This is a genomic window from Billgrantia hypersalina, assembly GCF_052584175.1.
This window is the reverse complement of the sequence record NZ_JBMIQI010000008.1, coordinates 84,650-102,340: the sequence shown is the minus strand read 5'-3', so window position 1 is coordinate 102,340 and position 17,691 is coordinate 84,650. Positions and strand designations below refer to the sequence as shown.

Sequence of the window (17,691 nt, the reverse complement as noted above, 5' to 3'; positions counted from 1 at the left end):
GAACTGTTGTAGCCTCTATATTGTTTATATTTACAACAGTATTTTCGAGCAACAAGATTTCCCATGCGGCTGCGGCCACCTCTGTTTCTCGAACCTGTCCTTCTGCCATCGCGAGGCCACTGATGACCGAGCCCCTCGTCAAGACGTCCCTGGACGACTGTATCTATACCATCACGCTGGCACGACCCGAGAAGCGCAATGCCGTCAGCGATCGCTTGCTCAGCGCTCTGGAAGAGGCCCTGGTGGCCATACCTGAAGCCACCCGGGCGATCATCCTCGCCGCCGAAGGCAAGCACTTCTGCGCCGGCCTCGACCTCGCCGAACACCAGCATCGGGAACCCTTCGGGGTGGTGCAGCATTCCCGCAGCTGGCATCGCATCTTCGATCGATTACAGAACGGCGGTATTCCGGTCGTCAGTGCCATGCAGGGTGCCGTGATAGGCGGCGGCCTGGAGCTGGCCACGGCTACCCATGTGCGTGTCGCAGAAGCCAGCACCGTGTATCAGTTGCCCGAGGGGCGCCACGGTATCTTTGTCGGCGGCGGCGCCTCGGTGCGGGTGGCCAACATCATCGGCCCCGGGCGCCTGTGCGAGATGATGCTCTCCGGCCGTGTCATGGAAGCCGACGAAGGGCAACGGCTGGGCCTCTCCCACTATGTGGTCAGCCAGGGTGAAAGCCTCGACAAGGCCCGTCAGCTTGCCGAGCGTATCGCCGAGAACGCCCCCCTGGCCAACTGGGCCATGGTCTCCGCCATTTCACGCATCGACAACATGGCTAGCGACGACGGTCTGTTCGTGGAATCGCTGACCGCCGCCCTGACCCAGACCAGCCCCGAGGTCGCCGAACGCATCGGCAGTTTCTTCAAGAAAAAGGGCCAGGGCCCACGCACCTGATGGCCGGGAGGAGAGCGTAATGAAATTCCAGGACAATACCTTCATTGTTAGCGGCGGAGCTTCGGGCCTCGGCGAAGCCACCGCGCGTGCCCTGCACGAGGCTGGCGCCAATGTCTTGATCGCCGATCTCAATGCCGATCGCGGCGAGGCGCTGGCAAGGGAGCTAAACGGAAGAAGCGCCACCGACCGCGCCCTGTTCCAGCGCACCGACGTCACCAGCGAAAGCGATGCACAGGCCGTGGTGAAGCTGGCCGTAAGCACCTTCGGTGGGCTGCATGGGTTAATCAATTGCGCCGGGGTCGGCGACCCCGCCAAGGTGGTCGACCGCAACGGCGAGCCCCTGCCGCTCGAAGCCTTCTCCCGCATCGTCAACATCAACCTGCTGGGTAGTTTCAACATGCTGCGCCTGGCCGCCGCGGCCATGGCCAAGGGCGAGCCCCAGGCCGACGGCGAGCGTGGTGTGATCATCAACACCGCCTCGGTGGCCGCATTTGACGGCCAGATCGGCCAGCCTGCCTATGCGGCTTCAAAAGGGGGCATCGTCGCCATGACCCTGCCCATCGCCCGGGAAATGGCCCGCCACGGCATCCGCGTCATGACCATCGCCCCGGGACTGTTCAAGACCCCGCTGATGGATGCCCTGCCGGAGGAGGCGCAGCAGTCGCTTGCGGCGTCCATCCCCTTTCCCAGCCGCCTCGGCGAGCCCGGCGAGTTCGCGCGCCTGGCCTGCCATATCGTCGACAACGCCATGCTCAACGGCGAGACCATTCGACTGGATGGCTCTATCCGTATGGCACCACGTTAAGCGCTTTTCCACAGCCCGGTGAAAGCGATGCGCTTTTCCGGCGCCAAGCCGACGCAAGCTGGTGGGCGCCGGGATAGCCCACCCTCTCCCAACGACGATTCGGCCTGCATCTCCGCGAGGACGCCAAAACCATGATTGACTACCAAGCGCCGCTGCGCGATATGCAGTTCATCCTCGACGGGCTGGCCGGGCTCGAGGTGATCGCCGGGCTGCCTGGTTGCGAGGAAGCCTCGGCCGACTTGGTTAGCGCCGTGCTGGAGGAGGCCGGCAAGTTCGCCACTGGCGTGCTCGCCCCCCTCAACCCGGTCGGCGATCGGCAGGGTTGCCGCCTGGATGGCGACCGGGTGATTACACCCGACGGCTGGAAAGCTGCCTATGATCAGTTCCGCAATGCCGGCTGGATAGGTCTCTCTTTGCCCCCCGATCATGGCGGCCAGGGGCTACCCAAGCTGGTCTCCACGCCGGTTTGGGAGATGTGGTTCTCCGCCAACATGGCCTTCGCCATGCTGCCCCAGCTCAACGTCGGTCAGACAGAGGCGCTGATGATCGCCGCCAGCGAGGCGCAGAAGGCCGCCTGGCTCGAGAAGATCGTCAGTGGCGAGTGGGCCGCCACCATGAATCTCACCGAGCCCCAGGCCGGCTCCGACCTGGCGGCTACGCGCATGCGTGCCGAGCCTGAGGGCGACGATGCCTACCGCCTGTTCGGCCAGAAGATATTCATCTCCTACGGCGAGCACGAACTCACCGCCAACATCGTGCATCTGGTGTTGGCCCGGCTGCCCGACGCCCCACCCGGGGTCAAGGGGCTGTCGCTGTTCCTGGTGCCCAAGTACCTGCTCGACGACCACGGCGAGCCGGGAAAGAGAAACGACATCCGCTGCATCGCCATCGAGCACAAGATGGGCATCCACGGAAGCCCCACCTGCACGCTCAGCTACGGCGACGACAGCGGCGCGCTGGGCTATTTGGTGGGCGAGCCGCACCAGGGCCTGGCCACCATGTTCGTGATGATGAACGAGGCCCGCTTCAATGTTGGCATCCAGGGCGTGGCCTTGGGCGAGCGCGCCTATCAGTCGGCCCTCGCCTACGCCCGGGAACGCGTTCAGGGCCGCGATATCGTCAGCGGCGAGGCCGGATTGCCGATCATCCACCACCCCGACGTCAAGCGCATGCTGGTATCGATGCGTGCCCGACTGATGGCCATGCGCGGCCTGCTATACAGCGCTGCCGGCTGGTTCGATATTGCCCGCCACCACCCGGATCCAGGCGTCGCCGACAAACACCGTCGTTACGTCGACCTGCTGATGCCCGTGGTCAAGGGGTGGTGCACCGAGGTGGGCAACGACCTCTGCGACGAAGCGATCCAGGTATTCGGCGGCATGGGCTTCGTCGAGGAGACCGGCGTTGCCCAGCTGTTCCGTGACGCCCGTGTCATCACCATTTACGAAGGCACCACCGGCATTCAGGCCAATGACTTGCTGGGGCGCAAGATCCTACGCGAAAACGGGACTACCTTGCGCGAACTGATCAGTGATATCCACGAGACCGCCACCTGTCTCGAAGGCAATAAGCGGCTCGGCGATCTAGCCACGCCCCTCCACGACCAGGCCAGCCTGCTCGACGGAACCCTCGATTGGCTGCTGGCTCACAAGGCCGAGACCGCCGAGCTCTATGCCGGTGCCGTGCCACTGCTGCACCTGCTGGGCACTGCCTGTGGTGCCTGGCAGATAGCCCGCCTGGCGCTGGCTGCGGATATCCGCGTTGAGGTCGATGAAGGCGACGTCGAGTACCTACAGGGACTCAGCGAACTGGCCCGTTTCTATATGGCCACTCATGCCCCCCAGGCCCGTGCTCACGCCCAGACACTGCGTCAGGCCGGGGCGGTGCTGGCCCGCCTTCCCCAAGCGTCGCTTTAAGCCATCCCACCCCCCATCTGCGTTATGCCGGCGGACTAGAGCTGTGTAGACCTGACAGTCTGCAGAGGTAGCGAGAGCACTAACCAAATCAAAATAGGCGAATCATCGAACCCATCGATGATTCGCCCCAACGATTACGATCGAAACGCAGGACTACTTATTCAATCCAGCTTTAGAACTTGTACATCGCCATCAATTCCACCTGCTGCCCGCCCGGGCGCAGCGGCATCGTCGTCGCATTGCGGTCACGCCATTCGATGCCGAAGTCCAGGTTGGGCAAGTAGGTATAGATCAGATTGACGTTCATCATCTTGAGCGTGTCGTCGGTAACGGTCGGTGCCACTTCATCCGCTTCCACCTGAGCGTATCGGATATTGCCGCGGAATTGATCACTGAAACGATGACTCACACCGGCCGTATAGCCTGTGGTACTCACCAGGTCGCCATCGGCATTGACCTCCCCGCTCGCCACCATGCTGGCAGGGTTCGTGGCACCGTTGTACCCCCAGCCGGAATAAACATTATTCCCCTTCCCCGTGTAGCCACTCAGGGCAAGGGCGGTATCGCCGAAGTTGAACTTGGCAGCGAGGGAAAATGCGGCGCCGAATTTCGAATCGTCAATGCCCGTCTCGACTTCACGTCCGGTGACGGCCGCATTGAAGGCATGTCCCGCCTCGGTGCGATGCGTATAGGACGCCACCATGTCCGGATAGTCGGCATCCTGGTAGACCGGGTCCTGCAGGCTGAAGCGGAAACCACCCGGCGTGTAGTGCAGTACCACGTCGGGCCGTACAACCGCGCCGCTACCGGATACGCTACCGACACCCGTACCGTAGAAGTCGAGAATCTCCACATCGAATGGTGCATTGGCAAAGAACTGACCGGACCAGGTTTGACCGAGCGTCAGGTTGTCGACCTGGAGGTAGGCGTGGCGCAACCGCATGGCGTAACTCGTATCCGATGCGTCCGTTGCGTTATCCCAGAAGTCGCCCTCTATAAAACCCGTCACACTATGGCCCTGAACTTCCCTGTCGACTCTGAAGTTGATTCGAGACTGACGTGCGCTGGCATCAAAGTTCCTGTCGCCCCCATCGGGATCGGTGAAGATACCCTCCGCCTTGACATAGCCACCGATACTGAAATTTGTACCGCCGAACTCACCCAGATCGAGGGCATAAGCCTGTGCAGTAACGGCAGAAAGCGCGACCGCCATAGCGATTCGTTTTTTATTCATCATCTTTTTTGAACTCCGTGTTGTTCTAGTTCGTTAACTACGCTGTGCTATCCGTATCCCTTGCTCTCTTGCTTACACACCCGCCCCATCCCTCGGCGGGCGCTCCCGGCTGGAATGACCGGAAAGAACTCAACCCACCTTGACGATCAGCGCCGCGGCGGAATCCCCGGCAGCGCAGCCGGTGACCAGGGCGTAGCCGCCGCCCTTCAGCGCGGTCTCCTCGATGGCTTCGATCAGCAGCCGCGCCAGGGTCGGCGCCTGGGGGTGGCCGTAGACCAGCGAGGTGCCGTAGTTGTTGAAGGCGTGAGGGTCGATTCCCAGCGCCTTGGCCAGGTGCAGGTCGTTGACGATGAATGGCGTGTGGTTCTTGATCGTCTTGATCTGATCCAGGCTCAGGCCGGCCTGGTTCAACGCCCGCTTGACCGACTCGGCCGGCGCCATGGGCATATGCGCCGGCTTGGTACGGGCATGGCCATAGGCCAGTACGCGTACGGCCAGGCGAGGATCGGTACTGAGCTCGGCGGCGCGCTCGCGGGTGGTGACGACAATCCCGGCATTGGCGTCGGCCGGATGGGTCTGGGAACCATACGTATGAATCCCCTCGGGCTGCACGGTGCGCAGCCGGGCCAGACCCTCGGCGGTGGTGTCGGCCACGCCCTCGTCGGCCTCGATTACCCGGGTCTCCTTGCGCGAGACCGCGACCTCGACGGGAAACATGTAGCGCTTCTGGAAGGCGCGGTCGTCGGCCAAGGCCTCGGCATACTGCTCATAGCGCCGCAACGTCAGCTCATCGGCCTGCTCGCGGGAGAAGCCATGCTCTCGGGCGACGTTTTCGGCAGTGGTCAGCATGTCCCTGCCGGTGGCCGGGTCGGCGGCAATGTTGTCCATGTTCCAGTTTTCAGCAATCACCTCGCCGCCGGGCCCATTGGGGTTTGGCCAGATGGTATGCGGCCCGTTGGAAGGGCGGTCGGCGAGCAGGCAATAGGTGGTCTCGAAGCTGCCGCTCTCCACCGCCAGGGCGGCATTGAACACCGAGGTGGTGGCGGTGGCGCAGGCCTGGGTGATGTTCTGCCCCGGTGCCTGTCCGGCGCCCATCATGGCCGCGGCCCAGGGGGCGCCGTAGAAGATCGACTTCTGACCCACCGAAACGCCCAGGTAGAGGTAGTCGATAATGGCGGGATCGATATCGCGGCTGGCGAACCAGCGCTTGCTGGTGGCCGCACCCAGCTCGATGGAATTGAGCGTCGCCAGGCTCCCCATCCACTTGCAGAAGGGGCTGGAGTAGTAACCGCCATAGGGGATATAGGCGTTCTTGAACATGACGTTTCTCCTGGATGCTCAGTCGCGGGTCAGCCGCTCGCGCAGACCGCCCCACTGGGGCTGGAAGAGTTCGGCCGGCATCTCGCGCAGCTCACCGGCGATGCGTGGCACGAAGTCCATGGCCGCCAGGATGTCCCGCTCGATGTCGAGGCCCGGGGCCACCTCGGTGAGGGTGACCTCGCCATTGATCAGCTCGAAGACGCAGCGCTCGGTGACGAACAGCACCGGCTTGCCGATCTCCTGGGCATAGCGGCCGCTGAAGGTGATCTGGTCGACGCGCTGGACGAACTTGCGGCGCTGCCCCTCCTGGCGGATCTGCAGGCGCCCCTCCTCCACCGCTACCTCGCCGCCGTTGGTGAAAGTGCCGCAGAACACCACCTTGCGGGCGTTCTGACTGATATTGATGAAGCCGCCCGGCCCCACTACCTTGTCGCCGAACTTGCTGACGTTGAGGTTGCCCTCGTGGTCGGTCTGGGCCAGGCCCAGGAAGCAGACGTCCAGCCCGCCGCCGTCGTAGAAGTCGAACTGGTAGCCATGGTCAATGATCGCCTCGGCGTTGTAGGAGGTGGCGAAATCGCCGCCGCTGGCGGGCACGCCGCCGTAGGTGCCGAGCTCGGTGGTCAGGGTCATCAGGTCGCTGACACCCTCTTCGGCGGCTACGCTCGAAACCCCCTCGGGCATGCCGATGCCGAGGTTGACCACCCCGCCCGGCACCAGCTCCATGGCGGCGCGCCGGGCGATCACCTTGCGCGGGTCGAGAGGCATCGGCTTTATGCCGCCCAGCGGGACCCGGAGATCACCCGAAAGCGCGGGGTTGTAGCCGGTGGTGATGGTCTGCATGTGGTGCTCGGGCTCGGCCACGACCACGTAGTCGACCAGATCACCCGGCACCTTGACCCGCTGGGGGTGCAGGCTGCCCTGTCGGGCCAGGTACTCCACCTGGGCGATGACGATGCCGCCGCTGTTGCGGGCCGCCTGGGCCATGGAGAGCTGCTCGAGAAACAGCGCCTCGCGCTCCATGCTCAGGTTGCCGCGCTCGTCGGCGGTGGTGGCGCGGATCACCGCCACGTTCACCGGGAAGGTGCGATAAAGCAGCCACTCCTCGCCTTCGAGCTCGACCAGCTGCACCAGGTCCTCCACGGCGACCGCGTTGACCTTGCCGCCCTCGAGGCGCGGATCAACGAAGGTACCCAGCCCCACCTTGGTGAGCACACCGGGCTTCTTGCCGGCGATATGTCGCCATAGGTGGGCGAGCACGCCCTGGGGCAGAAGGTAGCCCTCGATCCGGTTCTCGCGGATCAGCTCGCCCATGCGCGGCGCCTGGCCGGTGTGGCCGCTGATCAGTCGATTGACCAGGCCGGCGTGACCGAGGTGGTTCATGCCGCGGGTCTTGCCGTCGCCGCAGCCGCAGCTGTGCGCCAGGGTGAGATTGCGCGGCGTGCCGCTCTCCAGGAAGCGCCTCTCCAGTGCCGTGGCCACGGCTTCGGCAAAGCCACACAGGCCGGCGGTGGACCAGATGACGGTATCGTTATCCTGGATCAGGCTCGCCGCGGTAGTGCTGTCGATGATCTTGTTCACGTTCTCGGCCTCCGGGGAGGTATTTATGATGCAGTGATTAATATATTGTTTAATAAACAAACTATTATGCTGTTGGCTTGGCTGTCATCGAAAGATGTCAGACGCCTTCACCTGATAAATCAATCAGCTGCCGGTCAGCACCAGTACGATTTGGGGATAGAAGATCACCAGGGCGACCACGACGATATCGGCCACCAGGAAGGTCGACACGCCCCGGAAGATATCCATCAGCGAGGCGTACTGCCCCGCCACGCCCTTGATCACGAAGATGTTCATGCCCACCGGCGGGGTTATCATGCCGATCTCGAGCAGCTTCACCAGCAGCACCCCGAACCAGATCAGGCTGACGTCGTAGAGTTCGAATACCGGCAACAGCACCGGCAGGGTCACGAGCATGGCACCGAAGGGCTCCATGAACAGCCCCAGGAACAGGTAGATCAGCACCACCACCAGCATCAGCCCGAGATAGGAGAGTTCCCAGCCCGTCACCGCCCCGGTGATGTAGCCGGCCAGGCCGCTCAGGCTCAGGAACAGGGTGAACATGCTGGCCCCGACGCCGATGATCAGCAGCGCCGAGGTGGTGGAAAGGGTCTCGAGCAGCGCGGCCTTCATCGCCTGGCCGTTCAAGCGCCTCAGCAGCAGACCGATGAGGATCGCCCCGGCGGCGCCCACGGCACCCGCCTCGGTGGCGGTGAAGAAGCCCGAGAAGAGGCCACCGAACACCAGCACCCCCAGCACCAGCACCGGCCAGATATCGAGCAGCGCCTGGCGGGGAGAGATATCGCGGGCACCCACGGCTTCCCGCGGCACGATATCGGGACGCCGCCAGCTGACCAGCAGGATTACCAGGCTATAGCTCAGGGCGGTCAACAGGCCGATGGTAATGCCGCCCAGGAAAACTTGGGTGATGGAGACTTGGGCGAAGACGCCATACACGATCATCAGGATGCTGGGTGGTATCAACGCACCGATGGTGCCACCGGCGGCGATGGTGCCGCAGGCGAAGCTCGGCTGGTAGCCGCCGCGCACCATCTCGGGAATGGCGATGCGCCCCATGGCCGCCGAGCAGGCCACGCTGGAGCCGCTCACCGCGGCGAAGCCGGAGCTGGCCACGATGCTGGAGATCGCCACGCCGCCGGGTAGCCAGCGAAACACCACCTTGGCGGCGCTGAAGAGCCCGTTGGTTAGCCCGGTGTGGTAGCAGACGAAGCCCATCAGCAGGAACATCGGCACCGCGCTGAGCGTCCACTTGGCAATAAACTCGTAGGGCGTCGAGGAGAGCATGCCGATAGCGGTATGCCAGCCGAACATCATCGTCATGCCGCCCAGCGAGACGACGACCAGCGCGAGGGCCACCGGCACCCGAAGCGCCAGCAGCAGCATCAGGATGGCGAGGCCGTAGAAGCCGACGTCAACGGACATGGGGGGCCTCGTTTACTGGCGTGCCGGTGGGATGGGCCGCGCCGCTGATCAGAAACGGCAGCCGCACGACGCAGACCGTCGCCGCCAGGGCGAAGGCCACGGGCAGCGCAAAGTAGGTCGGCCAGACCGGCATGGGAAAGTTGAGCGACATGACGTAGGAACCGATGGCGTACTGCTCCATGGCCTTGTCCCACGTGGCGATGGCCAGCACGACATAGACCGCGGCCGAGAGCAGCGACACCAGCACATCGGAGAGACGCACCAGCCACGGCTTCATCAGCCCCTCCAGGGCCTCAACGGCAATCATGTTCCGGCGCCATTCCACCCAACCCAGCGGCAGCAGCGCCAGCGTGATCAGGTAATAGCGGGTCACCAGCTCCACGGTGGCCGGGATCGACACCGAAAGGGCCGAGCGCAGCAGGACGTCCAGGGTGATGTGAATCACCATCAGCAGGATGCCGAGCGTCCCCAGCAGCGCCAGGCCCACGGCGGCCCGGTTGGTGATACGGTAGAGAGCGTCCATGACGAGTCTCCGAGAGGGGCGATACCGAAGACCGGGGTGCCGGTCGGCGTGTCATCAGGTCCCGTAGGTGGAGAAATCCACCCCGTCCCAGACCTCGCGGTTCATGGCCTCGGCCACCGCCTCGGGATCCGCGCCGACCTCCTCGACGATAGCGGTCCACTTCTCCACAAGTGACTGGAAGCGCTCGATCTTGCCCGCCGCGTCTTCCACGCCGTGGCGGCTTTCCGCCTGCTCCGCGGCATACACCAGGTCTTGCTCGAGGAACGCCTCGATGGCCTCCAGCAACTCGGGCTCGGGTTCCAGCATCTCGATATCGTTTTCGAGTGCAACCTCGCGAGCCTCGTCCGCCATCTCGTATCCCCAGCGCTGGGTAATGGCGGCGGATGCCTCGACCGAGGCATGGACCAGTGCCTCACGCTGCTCGGCAGTTAGGGAACTCCATGCCTGCTGCCCGACCGCATGAGAAATGGTGCTATGAAAAGTGCCCAGCTCGACATCGGTGACATAATTCAGCACGTCATCCAGCCGAAAGGAGATGATGTCGGCAATGGAAGCGATGGTCCCTTCGATCACCCCTTGGGAGAGCGATTCGTAAGTCTCCCCTACCGGGATGGAAGCCGGCGACACGCCCACCGATTCGGCCCAGCGGGAATATTGGGGACCGCCCACTCGCATGCGCAGCCCCTGGAGATCATCAAGAGACCGTACCGGCTCGGTACTCAGTATCCGATAGAGATCCGAGGCATGAGAGCTGGTATAGACGATGCCCAATTGCTTGAGCTCTTGCTGACATTCGGCGCAGGTGACGATGTACTCGGTCACTGCCGCGCCCATGGCATGAGGATTGGTGCCCAGGAAAGCCAAGTCGCCGACCAGGTTGATCTCCGGCAGGTCTGCCGGGAAATAGGCGGGCAGAAAGAGACCGACCTCCACCAGGCCGCTCTTGATGGCGTTACGCATGTTGCCGATGTTGGCCACCTCGGTCCCCAGGAGGTTACCCGCCAAGTCACCATCGGTCTTCTCGGCCAGACGCTCTGCGAATTCGGTGAACATCGGATTGTAGGCAGGATGCGCCGGCGGCACCCCGGGCGCCATACGCAGGTCACGAGCCTGGGTTTGGCCGGCGAGCGCCAGGCCGCCGAGGGTTGCGGCAATGGCAAGGGTTGCAAGCAGGGGGCGTGTCGTCATGGTTCACCTCGATGGTTATATTTGTTTGTTGATAAAACAATGGTGTTTATCATCTATCTGTGAGCCGATTATAGTCCGGCTAGCAACCCTCCCCGATACCCGACTTTGGTATAAAACCTGCAGCCGCTTGCGATCCAGCGAATTTTCGCCTGACGTAGTGCCTCCGCCCCGGCTTCGGGGCAGAGGAAACATTCGGAGCACAGATCAAGGGAAGGGACGGAGAAAAGCGAGGGGCGCCAAGCACTTTCATTGGCGCAGCAGGGGGCGTCTGAGCGCTGATGGAAGGCCCGGCTCGAGCAGGTAACGCGGAACCAAGCGGTCGGGTGCAGTGAAGCTGCGTGGTTAGACGACCAAACACGAGATCAGGTAGCTTTCGCCATTTTCAGCCATGATGCGTATTGAAGACGAAGCAGCCATGGCAAGCATTTCTCACCCCCCCCCACCTCTGCCGCCTAACCAGTTCGTAATGCTTACTTAGCGCTTAGCGGCTCCATCCCAACCATGCGATGCCATCGTGCCGTGCATGGCTAATATTCCCCTCACCTCTCCGGCTTCAAGACCAGCTTGCCTAAATAGTGCTCGCCAAGAGCGCGGTGAGCATCAGCAGCCCGCTCCAAGGGAAACGACCGTGCTATATGGACCTCAAAGGAGCCTGATGAGATCAAGCGATTGAGCTTCAAGAAATCCTCCAGACCGGCATCGTCACCGACATATTGTTGGATAACCAAGCCAGGACGTACTTCGGGCTGCGGCTGCACGCCTCGTGGATAGGCGACTCGTCCACCATCGCGCAATGTCGCAAGGACGCGTTCGGCCACCTCGCCGCCAGCCGTGAGCAGCGCCGCATCGATGCCGTGGGGGGCGAAGGCGCGGGCAGCGGTTGCCACATCGTCCTTACGCCCATCCACCACCGCATCCGCTCCCAGGCGCTTTGCCAATGCCACCCCATCCTCGCCCGAGGCGACGGCAAACACGCGGGCCCCCATGCGTTTGGCCAGTTGTACCGCCAGGTGCCCGAGGCCGCCGCCAGCTCCGAAGATCAGCACCGTTTCACCGGGCGAAAGACCGAGAACGTTATCCAGCCCCAGCAGGGCGGTAATCGCATCGACTGGCATGGCACCGGCCTCCTCGACGCTGAGTCCGTCTGGAACGGGCATCACGTGGTCCACGTCGACAGCGACATACTCGGCATAGAAGCCGCCCTTGGGATTGATGTGGTGATCGGCATAGACGCGATCGCCCAGCTGGAAGCGGGTAACGTGGCTTCCCACCGCGGCTACCGTGCCCGCGCCCTCGAAGCCGATCACGTAGGGAAATGTCGGTTCGGCGCCATACCGCTCGCAGAAAAGCTGGCGGAAGGCCCCTTCGCGCTCCCACGGATCCCACACGCCGACCCCGATGGCCATGAGTCGAACCAGTACCTCATCGGGGCCGATGTCGGGAACGGGCAGGGTTTGCCAGGTGAGTACCTCAGGCCCGCCGAAGCGGTCGATAGCGACGGCTTGCATGGTGTCCGAAATCGATTGGGACATGTCACACCTCGTTGCTGGCAGGAGTTGAATCCTTACCGTATCCGACGCAAAATCGTTCCGATATATGCATGGGCGAATAGATAAGTTCCGAAAAATGGATAAATCCGATATCACGCTGGAGCGAATGCGCAGCTTCGTTCGGGTTGCCGAACGCGGGAGCTTGTCGGCGGTGGCGCGCGAGACGGAAGTCGGGCAATCGACGATCTCACGACACCTGCGGGAGCTGGAGGATGCCGTCGGCGTGCCTCTACTCAGCCGGACCACGCGGCGTATGACGCTCACGGAAGAAGGCAGCCGCTACTATGCCCGCAGCGTCCAGATACTGCGTCTTCTGGAGCAGGCCAACGACGAGGTGCGTGGCACGCGCGGCGCGACGGTCGGTACCATCCGAATTTCCTGCACCGCCGCCTTCGGTGTCCTCCACCTCAGCCGGCTAATCTTCAATTTCCAGGATCAATTTCCCGAGATCGGGATCGATTTGAGCTTCACCGACGAGCGGATCGATCTGGTGCGTGAGGGGGTGGATATCGCGCTTCGCCTGGGGCCGCTCACCGACAGCTCCATGAGGCTGAGAGCCGTCGGTGAATGCAGGCGACTGCTGGTCGCCGCCCCCGCCTACCTGGCAACGCGGCAGACACCGGCTGTGCCAGAGGATCTGGCTCGGCATGAAGGCGTCCGAATGTCGAACGTGGCGGGGAGCAACATGCTGGTGCTGCTAGGCCCGGACGGGGAACGCCATGGGGTGCCGTTCGGAGGGCGCCTCCGCGTCGACCACGGGCTCGCCGCACGTGAAGCCTTTGTTGCCGGGCGTGGCATTGGACCGGCCCATCAGTGGCTGGTCGACGACCTCCTGGCCGCCGGCGAACTCGAGACCCTCCTGCCGGAATACTCGCTTCCGCCCGTCCCCCTGAGCATGTTGATCGTCCCGGAACGGGCAAACATCGCCCGGGTCCGGCTGCTGATCGATTTCCTTGTCGAGCAAATTCGCGCTATCCCCGGGATCAATGTCCCCTAGCCCGTTGGTTGGCCCGAAACCGCCAGTTCGGAGAGCGCTCAGTCGAGCCGCAATACCTGCGCTGAAGGGGGCTCGCGGTACAGCTCGGTCACCACCGCGGCCCGATTCTCCAGCACGGCGCGCTGGTTGATCGAGCCCTTGTCGGTGATCTCGTGGGCGTCCAGGCGCGGCGGCTCGTCGAGCAGCACCAGCCGCCGCACCCGGGTGGAGCTACCCGTGCTGTGTACGTCCAGATCGCGCAGCAGCTGCAGGAACCGCTCGCGCACGGGGCCGCTGGCCAGCACCTCGGCGGCATCGGCATCGCTGGCAAGCCCGGCCAATGCGCGGCACTTCTCCAGGTCGGGAAACACCATGACCGTCACATAGGGCCTGTCGATCCCTGCGATTACCACATCCTTCACATGAGGGGCGCCAGCTTCGATGATACGGGCCCGCAGCGGCCCGACGCTGACCCAGGTGCCGGTGTCGAGCTTGAAGTCCTCGGAGATCCGCCCATCGAAGCGCATGCCACGCTGGGGGTCGTCCGGGTCGATGAACTTGACCGCATCGCCCAGGCAGTAGAAGCCCTCTTCATCGAAGCTCCTGGCGGTGACCTCGGGTTGACGCCAGTAGCCGGGCATCACGTTGGGCCCCTTCACCCGGCACTCGAGCTTGCCGCCATTGGGCACCAGCTTGATCGTCACCCCACGCGCCGGCAGGCCCACCACACCCGACCGGGACTCCTCCAGCGAAGCGAACATCGCCGAGGGGGCGGTCTCGGTGGCGCCCAGCCCGGTCAGCATGCCCACCTTGCAGCCCAGCGTCTGGACGGCCAGGCGGTCGAGTTGGTCCCAGATGTGCTGGGAGAGCCCCGCGGCGGCAAAGAACATCAGGTTGAGCCGGGAAAAGAAGGTCTCGCGCAGGGCATCCTCACGCTTGAGGTAGTCCACCAGGATCTCGAAGCCCTTTGGCACATTGAAGTAGACCGTGGGGGCGATCTCGCGCAAGTTGACGATGGTCTTCTCGAACTCGCCCGGCACCGGGCGGCCGTCGTCGATGTAGAGGCTGCCGCCGTTGTAGAGGGCGATGCCGACGTTGTGGTTGCCGCCGAAGGTGTGGTTCCACGGCAGCCAGTCGACCAGCACCGGGGGCTCGTCGCGCAGGAATGGCATCAGCGAGGCCAGCATCTCCTGGTTGGCGCAGAGCATGCGATGCGTATTGATGACGCCCTTGGGCATGCCGGTGGAGCCGGAGGTGAACAGGAACTTGACGATGGTATCCGGGCCGACGGTCGCCCGGGCCTCTTCCACCGCCGCGGTCACGGGCGTATCCAGTAGATTTTCGAAGCCGTCTACGCCCGGAAAGCCTGCTGGATCCACGGCAAGACAGCCGCAGTCGGCCGGCTGCACCGCCGCCAGTGCCGGCGCGAAATCCTTGGCCCTGTCGACCATCAACAGACCCGGCGTCAACAGCTCGACGACATGGCGCAGCTTGCCGTAGTCGCGGCTGACCAGCGAATAGGCCGGCGAGATGGGAGCGAAGGGAATGCCCACGTACATCGCCGCCAGCGCCAGCAGCAAATGCTCGATGGAGTTGCCGCTGAGGATGATCAGGGGCCGCTCGACGCTCAGGCCGTGATTCAGCAGCCCCTGCGCCAGGTGGCGCACGCGTGACAGGGTTTCGGCATAGCTCAGGCGCTGCCACACACCGCTGGCGTCGCGCCGCGCCACGAAGGTCCGCTCAGGCGCCTCTCGGGCCCAGCGTTCCAGACATTCAAGCAGGGTATCGGGATAGTCGCCGAGGGGTTCCTCGATACTGAGAAGTTGAGTTCCATCGTCGCGCAGGATCAGCTTAGCTGTGGCGGTGCCCAGACGGACATCGCGGAAGGAGTGAGACATGGGCGCTCCTGCTGTTTGTGATCGTTATCAGGATCGAAAGGGGCATCTCGCTACCCTCGGCATGGGAGCCTTGGTAACATGGACTCCAGTATTTTTTTAAACTGTTGTCATGTCAAACATTTTGCCAACATAACATTAAGCTTGGGGAACCACAGACGGCCTAGAAAAGCATTCAAAAACAGAAGGGTACGATTATATAACCGTGGCGCCACGACCATTTTCTCGACAGAGCCACGACTAAAGTTGGACGCCATAACAGGCCTTGCGTCCGGTATCCGATAGGCTGTTTGCTGCTTTGCCGCCTCATGGCTCACCCAACCTCAGGGCCGACCAACCTATGAGCAACGACGAACAGAACGGTATCGATTACTCCATGCTGCAATCGCGCCTCGGCTACAAGTTACGCCGGGCGCAGCTCGTCTACTTCGACGTCTTCTTCGAAGCCTGCGCCCAGGAGGGCATCACGCCGGGGCTGTTCAGCATCCTCGCCATCGTCTACCACAACCCGGGGCTGACGCAGACGGCCGTTGCCACCGCCCTGGACGTGGACCGTTCCGCCATGGTGGCGGCCATCGACAAGCTGGAGAGCATGGAAGTGGTGGAACGGCGCAAGTCGAAGAACGACCGTCGCTCCTATGCCCTCTACCTGACCGACAAGGGCAAGGCGTTCACTGAGCGGCTCAACCGCAAGGTTGCGGCGGGAGAAGAACGTTTCGATTCTTTCATGGAGGAGGGGGAGCGCGAATGGCTCCTTAGCCTGCTTGACCGCATCATCGAGGCCAGGAAGGGCAACTGAAGCCCGCTGGCATTCAGCAGGGGGGCGATATCACCGCCCCCGCGCAGCCAGTTTTCGGGCGAGCCCTGGGAAACGCTTCACCCATCGACGAGCGAGATGAAGCAGTGTTTGCCTAGATGGGATAGTGCCGCGGCCCCAGCTGCACCGTGATCCAGCGCAGCTCGGTGAACGCCTCGATGCCTGCCTTGCCGCCGAAGCGACCATAGCCGCTGGCCTTGGTCCCGCCGAAGGGCATCTGCGGCTCATCGTGCACCGTCGGTGCGTTGACATGGCAGATTCCCGACTGGATACGTCCGGCCACCTTCAGGCCACGTGCCGTGTCGCGACTGAACACTGCCGCCGAGAGGCCGTATTCGCTGTCGTTGGCGACCCGAATCGCCTCCTCCTCGCCATTGACGCGGATCACCGTAACCACCGGCCCGAAGGACTCCTCGCCGTAGAGGCGCATCGTCGACGTCACGCCATCCACCACCGTGGCCGGCATGATCACGCCCTCGGCCTGGCCACCCGCGGCCAGGCGCGCGCCCTGGCTCACGGCATCGTCGAGCAGCCCGTTGAGCTTCTTGCCCGATTCGACGTTGATCAGGGTGCCCAGCGCATTGCCCCCCTCACGCGGGTCGCCGACCTTGAGCGCCGCGGCGCGGGCGGCCAGCTTGTCGACGAAGTCGTCGGCCACCGAAGCATCGACGATCAGCCGCTCGGTGGACATGCAGATCTGCCCCTGATTGAAGAAGGCGCCGAAGATCGCCGCGTCCACCGCGGCATCCAGGTCGGCGTCGTCCAGCACCAGGAAAGGCGCCTTGCCGCCCAGCTCCAGCAGCACCGGCTTGAGGTGGCGCGCCGCCTGCTCGGCGATGATCCGCCCTACCCCGGTGGAGCCGGTGAAGTTGATGCGCCTCACCGCCGGATGGGCGATCAACGCCTCGACGACCTCGGGCGCATCCGCCGGGGCATTGGTGATCACGTTGACCACGCCCTCGCCGAGCCCCGCCTCGACCAGCACCTCGCCGATCAGGTGATGGGTCGCCGGGCACTGCTCCGAGGCCTTGAGGATCACCGTGTTGCCGCAGGCCAGCGGCGTGGCCACCGCGCGGGTACCGAGGATGATCGGTGCATTCCAGGGTGCGATGCCCAGCACCACGCCGCAGGGCACGCGCATTCCCATGGCCAGGTTATCGGGCACGTTGGAAGGAATCACGTCACCCTGGATCTGGGTGGTCAGCGACGCCGCCTCGCGCAGCATGCCGGCGGCCACCATCACGTTGAAGCCGGCCCAGGCGGGCGTGGCGCCGGTCTCGTCGACCATGCGCTCGATGAATTCGGCCTGGCGTGCCTCCATCAGCTCCGCCGCCTTGAGCAACTTTCCGCGACGCTCGCCGGGGCCAGTTTGCGACCAGGTGGTGAAGGCGCAGCCCGCAGCATCTGCCGCAGCCTTGGCGTCCTCCACCGAGGCCGCCGCCGCCGTGGTCGCTACCTGCCCCGTGAAGGGGTTACGGCGTTCGAACGTTCCTTCTCCCGAAGCGGCCTTGGCCTGGCCGCCAATCAGTAATCCGAGGGTCGTCATGGGTAACTCCGTTGCGTTGTTTTCAGCA

The 17,691-nt window shown here is 63.6% G+C and carries 14 protein-coding genes; 5 read left to right on the top strand and 9 right to left on the bottom strand.

Annotation, left to right across the window (positions count from 1 at the left end; translation table 11 throughout):
- Positions 1 to 122: 122 nt before the first annotated feature.
- The 3 genes from ACOJCM_RS05830 to ACOJCM_RS05820 all read left to right on the top strand — a co-directional run bounded on the left by ACOJCM_RS05830 (position 123) and on the right by ACOJCM_RS05820 (position 3,614).
- Positions 123 to 893, top strand: a complete 771-nt coding sequence (locus ACOJCM_RS05830) for a crotonase/enoyl-CoA hydratase family protein (protein ID WP_445211125.1) — start codon at positions 123 to 125, stop codon at positions 891 to 893.
- A 19-nt stretch (positions 894 to 912) separates the two neighbouring features.
- Complete coding sequence (locus ACOJCM_RS05825; protein WP_445211124.1) at positions 913 to 1,698, top strand: 3-hydroxyacyl-CoA dehydrogenase; 786 nt, start codon at positions 913 to 915, stop codon at positions 1,696 to 1,698.
- A gap of 131 nt (positions 1,699 to 1,829) precedes the next feature.
- Positions 1,830 to 3,614 (top strand): acyl-CoA dehydrogenase, encoded by a 1,785-nt coding sequence (locus tag ACOJCM_RS05820; RefSeq protein WP_445211123.1) that lies wholly within the window; start codon positions 1,830 to 1,832, stop codon positions 3,612 to 3,614.
- Positions 3,615 to 3,786: 172 nt separating this feature from the next.
- On the opposite strand, the gene ACOJCM_RS05815 is transcribed toward ACOJCM_RS05820, so the two are convergent.
- The 7 genes from ACOJCM_RS05815 to ACOJCM_RS05785 form a co-directional block, all read right to left on the bottom strand.
- Positions 3,787 to 4,851 (bottom strand): hypothetical protein, encoded by a 1,065-nt coding sequence (locus ACOJCM_RS05815; RefSeq protein WP_445211122.1) that lies wholly within the window; start codon positions 4,849 to 4,851, stop codon positions 3,787 to 3,789.
- A 126-nt stretch (positions 4,852 to 4,977) separates the two neighbouring features.
- Positions 4,978 to 6,168 (bottom strand): thiolase family protein, encoded by a 1,191-nt coding sequence (locus tag ACOJCM_RS05810; RefSeq protein WP_445211121.1) that lies wholly within the window; start codon positions 6,166 to 6,168, stop codon positions 4,978 to 4,980.
- Between the two features lie 18 nt (positions 6,169 to 6,186).
- Positions 6,187 to 7,746, bottom strand: coding sequence for an acyl CoA:acetate/3-ketoacid CoA transferase (locus ACOJCM_RS05805; protein WP_445211120.1), 1,560 nt, complete (start codon positions 7,744 to 7,746; stop codon positions 6,187 to 6,189).
- A gap of 123 nt (positions 7,747 to 7,869) precedes the next feature.
- A complete protein-coding gene (locus ACOJCM_RS05800; protein WP_445211119.1) occupies positions 7,870 to 9,168 on the bottom strand; it encodes a TRAP transporter large permease in 1,299 nt (432 codons plus the stop codon).
- Positions 9,158 to 9,691 carry a TRAP transporter small permease gene (locus ACOJCM_RS05795; protein WP_445211118.1) on the bottom strand — a complete coding sequence of 178 codons (534 nt, stop codon included), beginning with the start codon at positions 9,689 to 9,691 and terminating at the stop codon, positions 9,158 to 9,160. The genes ACOJCM_RS05800 and ACOJCM_RS05795 overlap by 11 nt, the downstream gene beginning before the upstream one ends.
- A gap of 54 nt (positions 9,692 to 9,745) precedes the next feature.
- Entirely contained in the window at positions 9,746 to 10,879 is a 1,134-nt protein-coding gene (dctP, locus tag ACOJCM_RS05790; protein WP_445211117.1) for a TRAP transporter substrate-binding protein DctP, read from the bottom strand.
- A gap of 539 nt (positions 10,880 to 11,418) precedes the next feature.
- Positions 11,419 to 12,411, bottom strand: coding sequence for a quinone oxidoreductase family protein (locus ACOJCM_RS05785; protein ID WP_445211116.1), 993 nt, complete (start codon positions 12,409 to 12,411; stop codon positions 11,419 to 11,421).
- 94 nt (positions 12,412 to 12,505) lie between these two features.
- Here ACOJCM_RS05785 and ACOJCM_RS05780 point away from each other — a divergent pair, with 94 nt between their 5' ends.
- Positions 12,506 to 13,426, top strand: a complete 921-nt coding sequence (locus tag ACOJCM_RS05780) for a LysR family transcriptional regulator (protein ID WP_445211115.1) — start codon at positions 12,506 to 12,508, stop codon at positions 13,424 to 13,426.
- A 38-nt stretch (positions 13,427 to 13,464) separates the two neighbouring features.
- Here the strand turns inward: ACOJCM_RS05780 and ACOJCM_RS05775 are convergent, their stop codons facing one another.
- The gene (locus ACOJCM_RS05775) at positions 13,465 to 15,303 is read right to left on the bottom strand and encodes a feruloyl-CoA synthase (RefSeq protein WP_445211114.1); all 1,839 of its coding nucleotides are present in this window, start codon (positions 15,301 to 15,303) and stop codon (positions 13,465 to 13,467) included.
- A 337-nt stretch (positions 15,304 to 15,640) separates the two neighbouring features.
- Between ACOJCM_RS05775 and ACOJCM_RS05770 the strand changes: the two genes are divergently transcribed.
- Positions 15,641 to 16,099 carry a MarR family winged helix-turn-helix transcriptional regulator gene (locus ACOJCM_RS05770; RefSeq protein ID WP_445211113.1) on the top strand — a complete coding sequence of 153 codons (459 nt, stop codon included), beginning with the start codon at positions 15,641 to 15,643 and terminating at the stop codon, positions 16,097 to 16,099.
- Positions 16,100 to 16,211: 112 nt separating this feature from the next.
- Here ACOJCM_RS05770 and ACOJCM_RS05765 read toward each other — a convergent pair whose 3' ends face one another.
- Positions 16,212 to 17,663: an aldehyde dehydrogenase gene (locus ACOJCM_RS05765; protein WP_445211112.1), complete on the bottom strand. Its 1,452-nt coding sequence runs from the start codon at positions 17,661 to 17,663 to the stop codon at positions 16,212 to 16,214.
- Positions 17,664 to 17,691 lie beyond the last annotated feature (28 nt).

Bases quoted from the DNA above. Each gene is read 5' to 3' on its own strand.
- ACOJCM_RS05830 (WP_445211125.1), top strand. From the start codon at position 123: ATGACCGAGCCCCTCGTCAAGACGTCCCTGGACGACTGTATCTATACC.
- ACOJCM_RS05825 (WP_445211124.1), top strand. From the start codon at position 913: ATGAAATTCCAGGACAATACCTTCATTGTTAGCGGCGGAGCTTCGGGC.
- ACOJCM_RS05820 (WP_445211123.1), top strand. From the start codon at position 1,830: ATGATTGACTACCAAGCGCCGCTGCGCGATATGCAGTTCATCCTCGAC.
- ACOJCM_RS05815 (WP_445211122.1), bottom strand. From the start codon at position 4,851: ATGATGAATAAAAAACGAATCGCTATGGCGGTCGCGCTTTCTGCCGTT.
- ACOJCM_RS05810 (WP_445211121.1), bottom strand. From the start codon at position 6,168: ATGTTCAAGAACGCCTATATCCCCTATGGCGGTTACTACTCCAGCCCC.
- ACOJCM_RS05800 (WP_445211119.1), bottom strand. From the start codon at position 9,168: ATGTCCGTTGACGTCGGCTTCTACGGCCTCGCCATCCTGATGCTGCTG.
- ACOJCM_RS05795 (WP_445211118.1), bottom strand. From the start codon at position 9,691: ATGGACGCTCTCTACCGTATCACCAACCGGGCCGCCGTGGGCCTGGCG.
- dctP (WP_445211117.1), bottom strand. From the start codon at position 10,879: ATGACGACACGCCCCCTGCTTGCAACCCTTGCCATTGCCGCAACCCTC.
- ACOJCM_RS05785 (WP_445211116.1), bottom strand. From the start codon at position 12,411: ATGTCCCAATCGATTTCGGACACCATGCAAGCCGTCGCTATCGACCGC.
- ACOJCM_RS05780 (WP_445211115.1), top strand. From the start codon at position 12,506: ATGGATAAATCCGATATCACGCTGGAGCGAATGCGCAGCTTCGTTCGG.
- ACOJCM_RS05775 (WP_445211114.1), bottom strand. From the start codon at position 15,303: ATGTCTCACTCCTTCCGCGATGTCCGTCTGGGCACCGCCACAGCTAAG.
- ACOJCM_RS05770 (WP_445211113.1), top strand. From the start codon at position 15,641: ATGAGCAACGACGAACAGAACGGTATCGATTACTCCATGCTGCAATCG.
- ACOJCM_RS05765 (WP_445211112.1), bottom strand. From the start codon at position 17,663: ATGACGACCCTCGGATTACTGATTGGCGGCCAGGCCAAGGCCGCTTCG.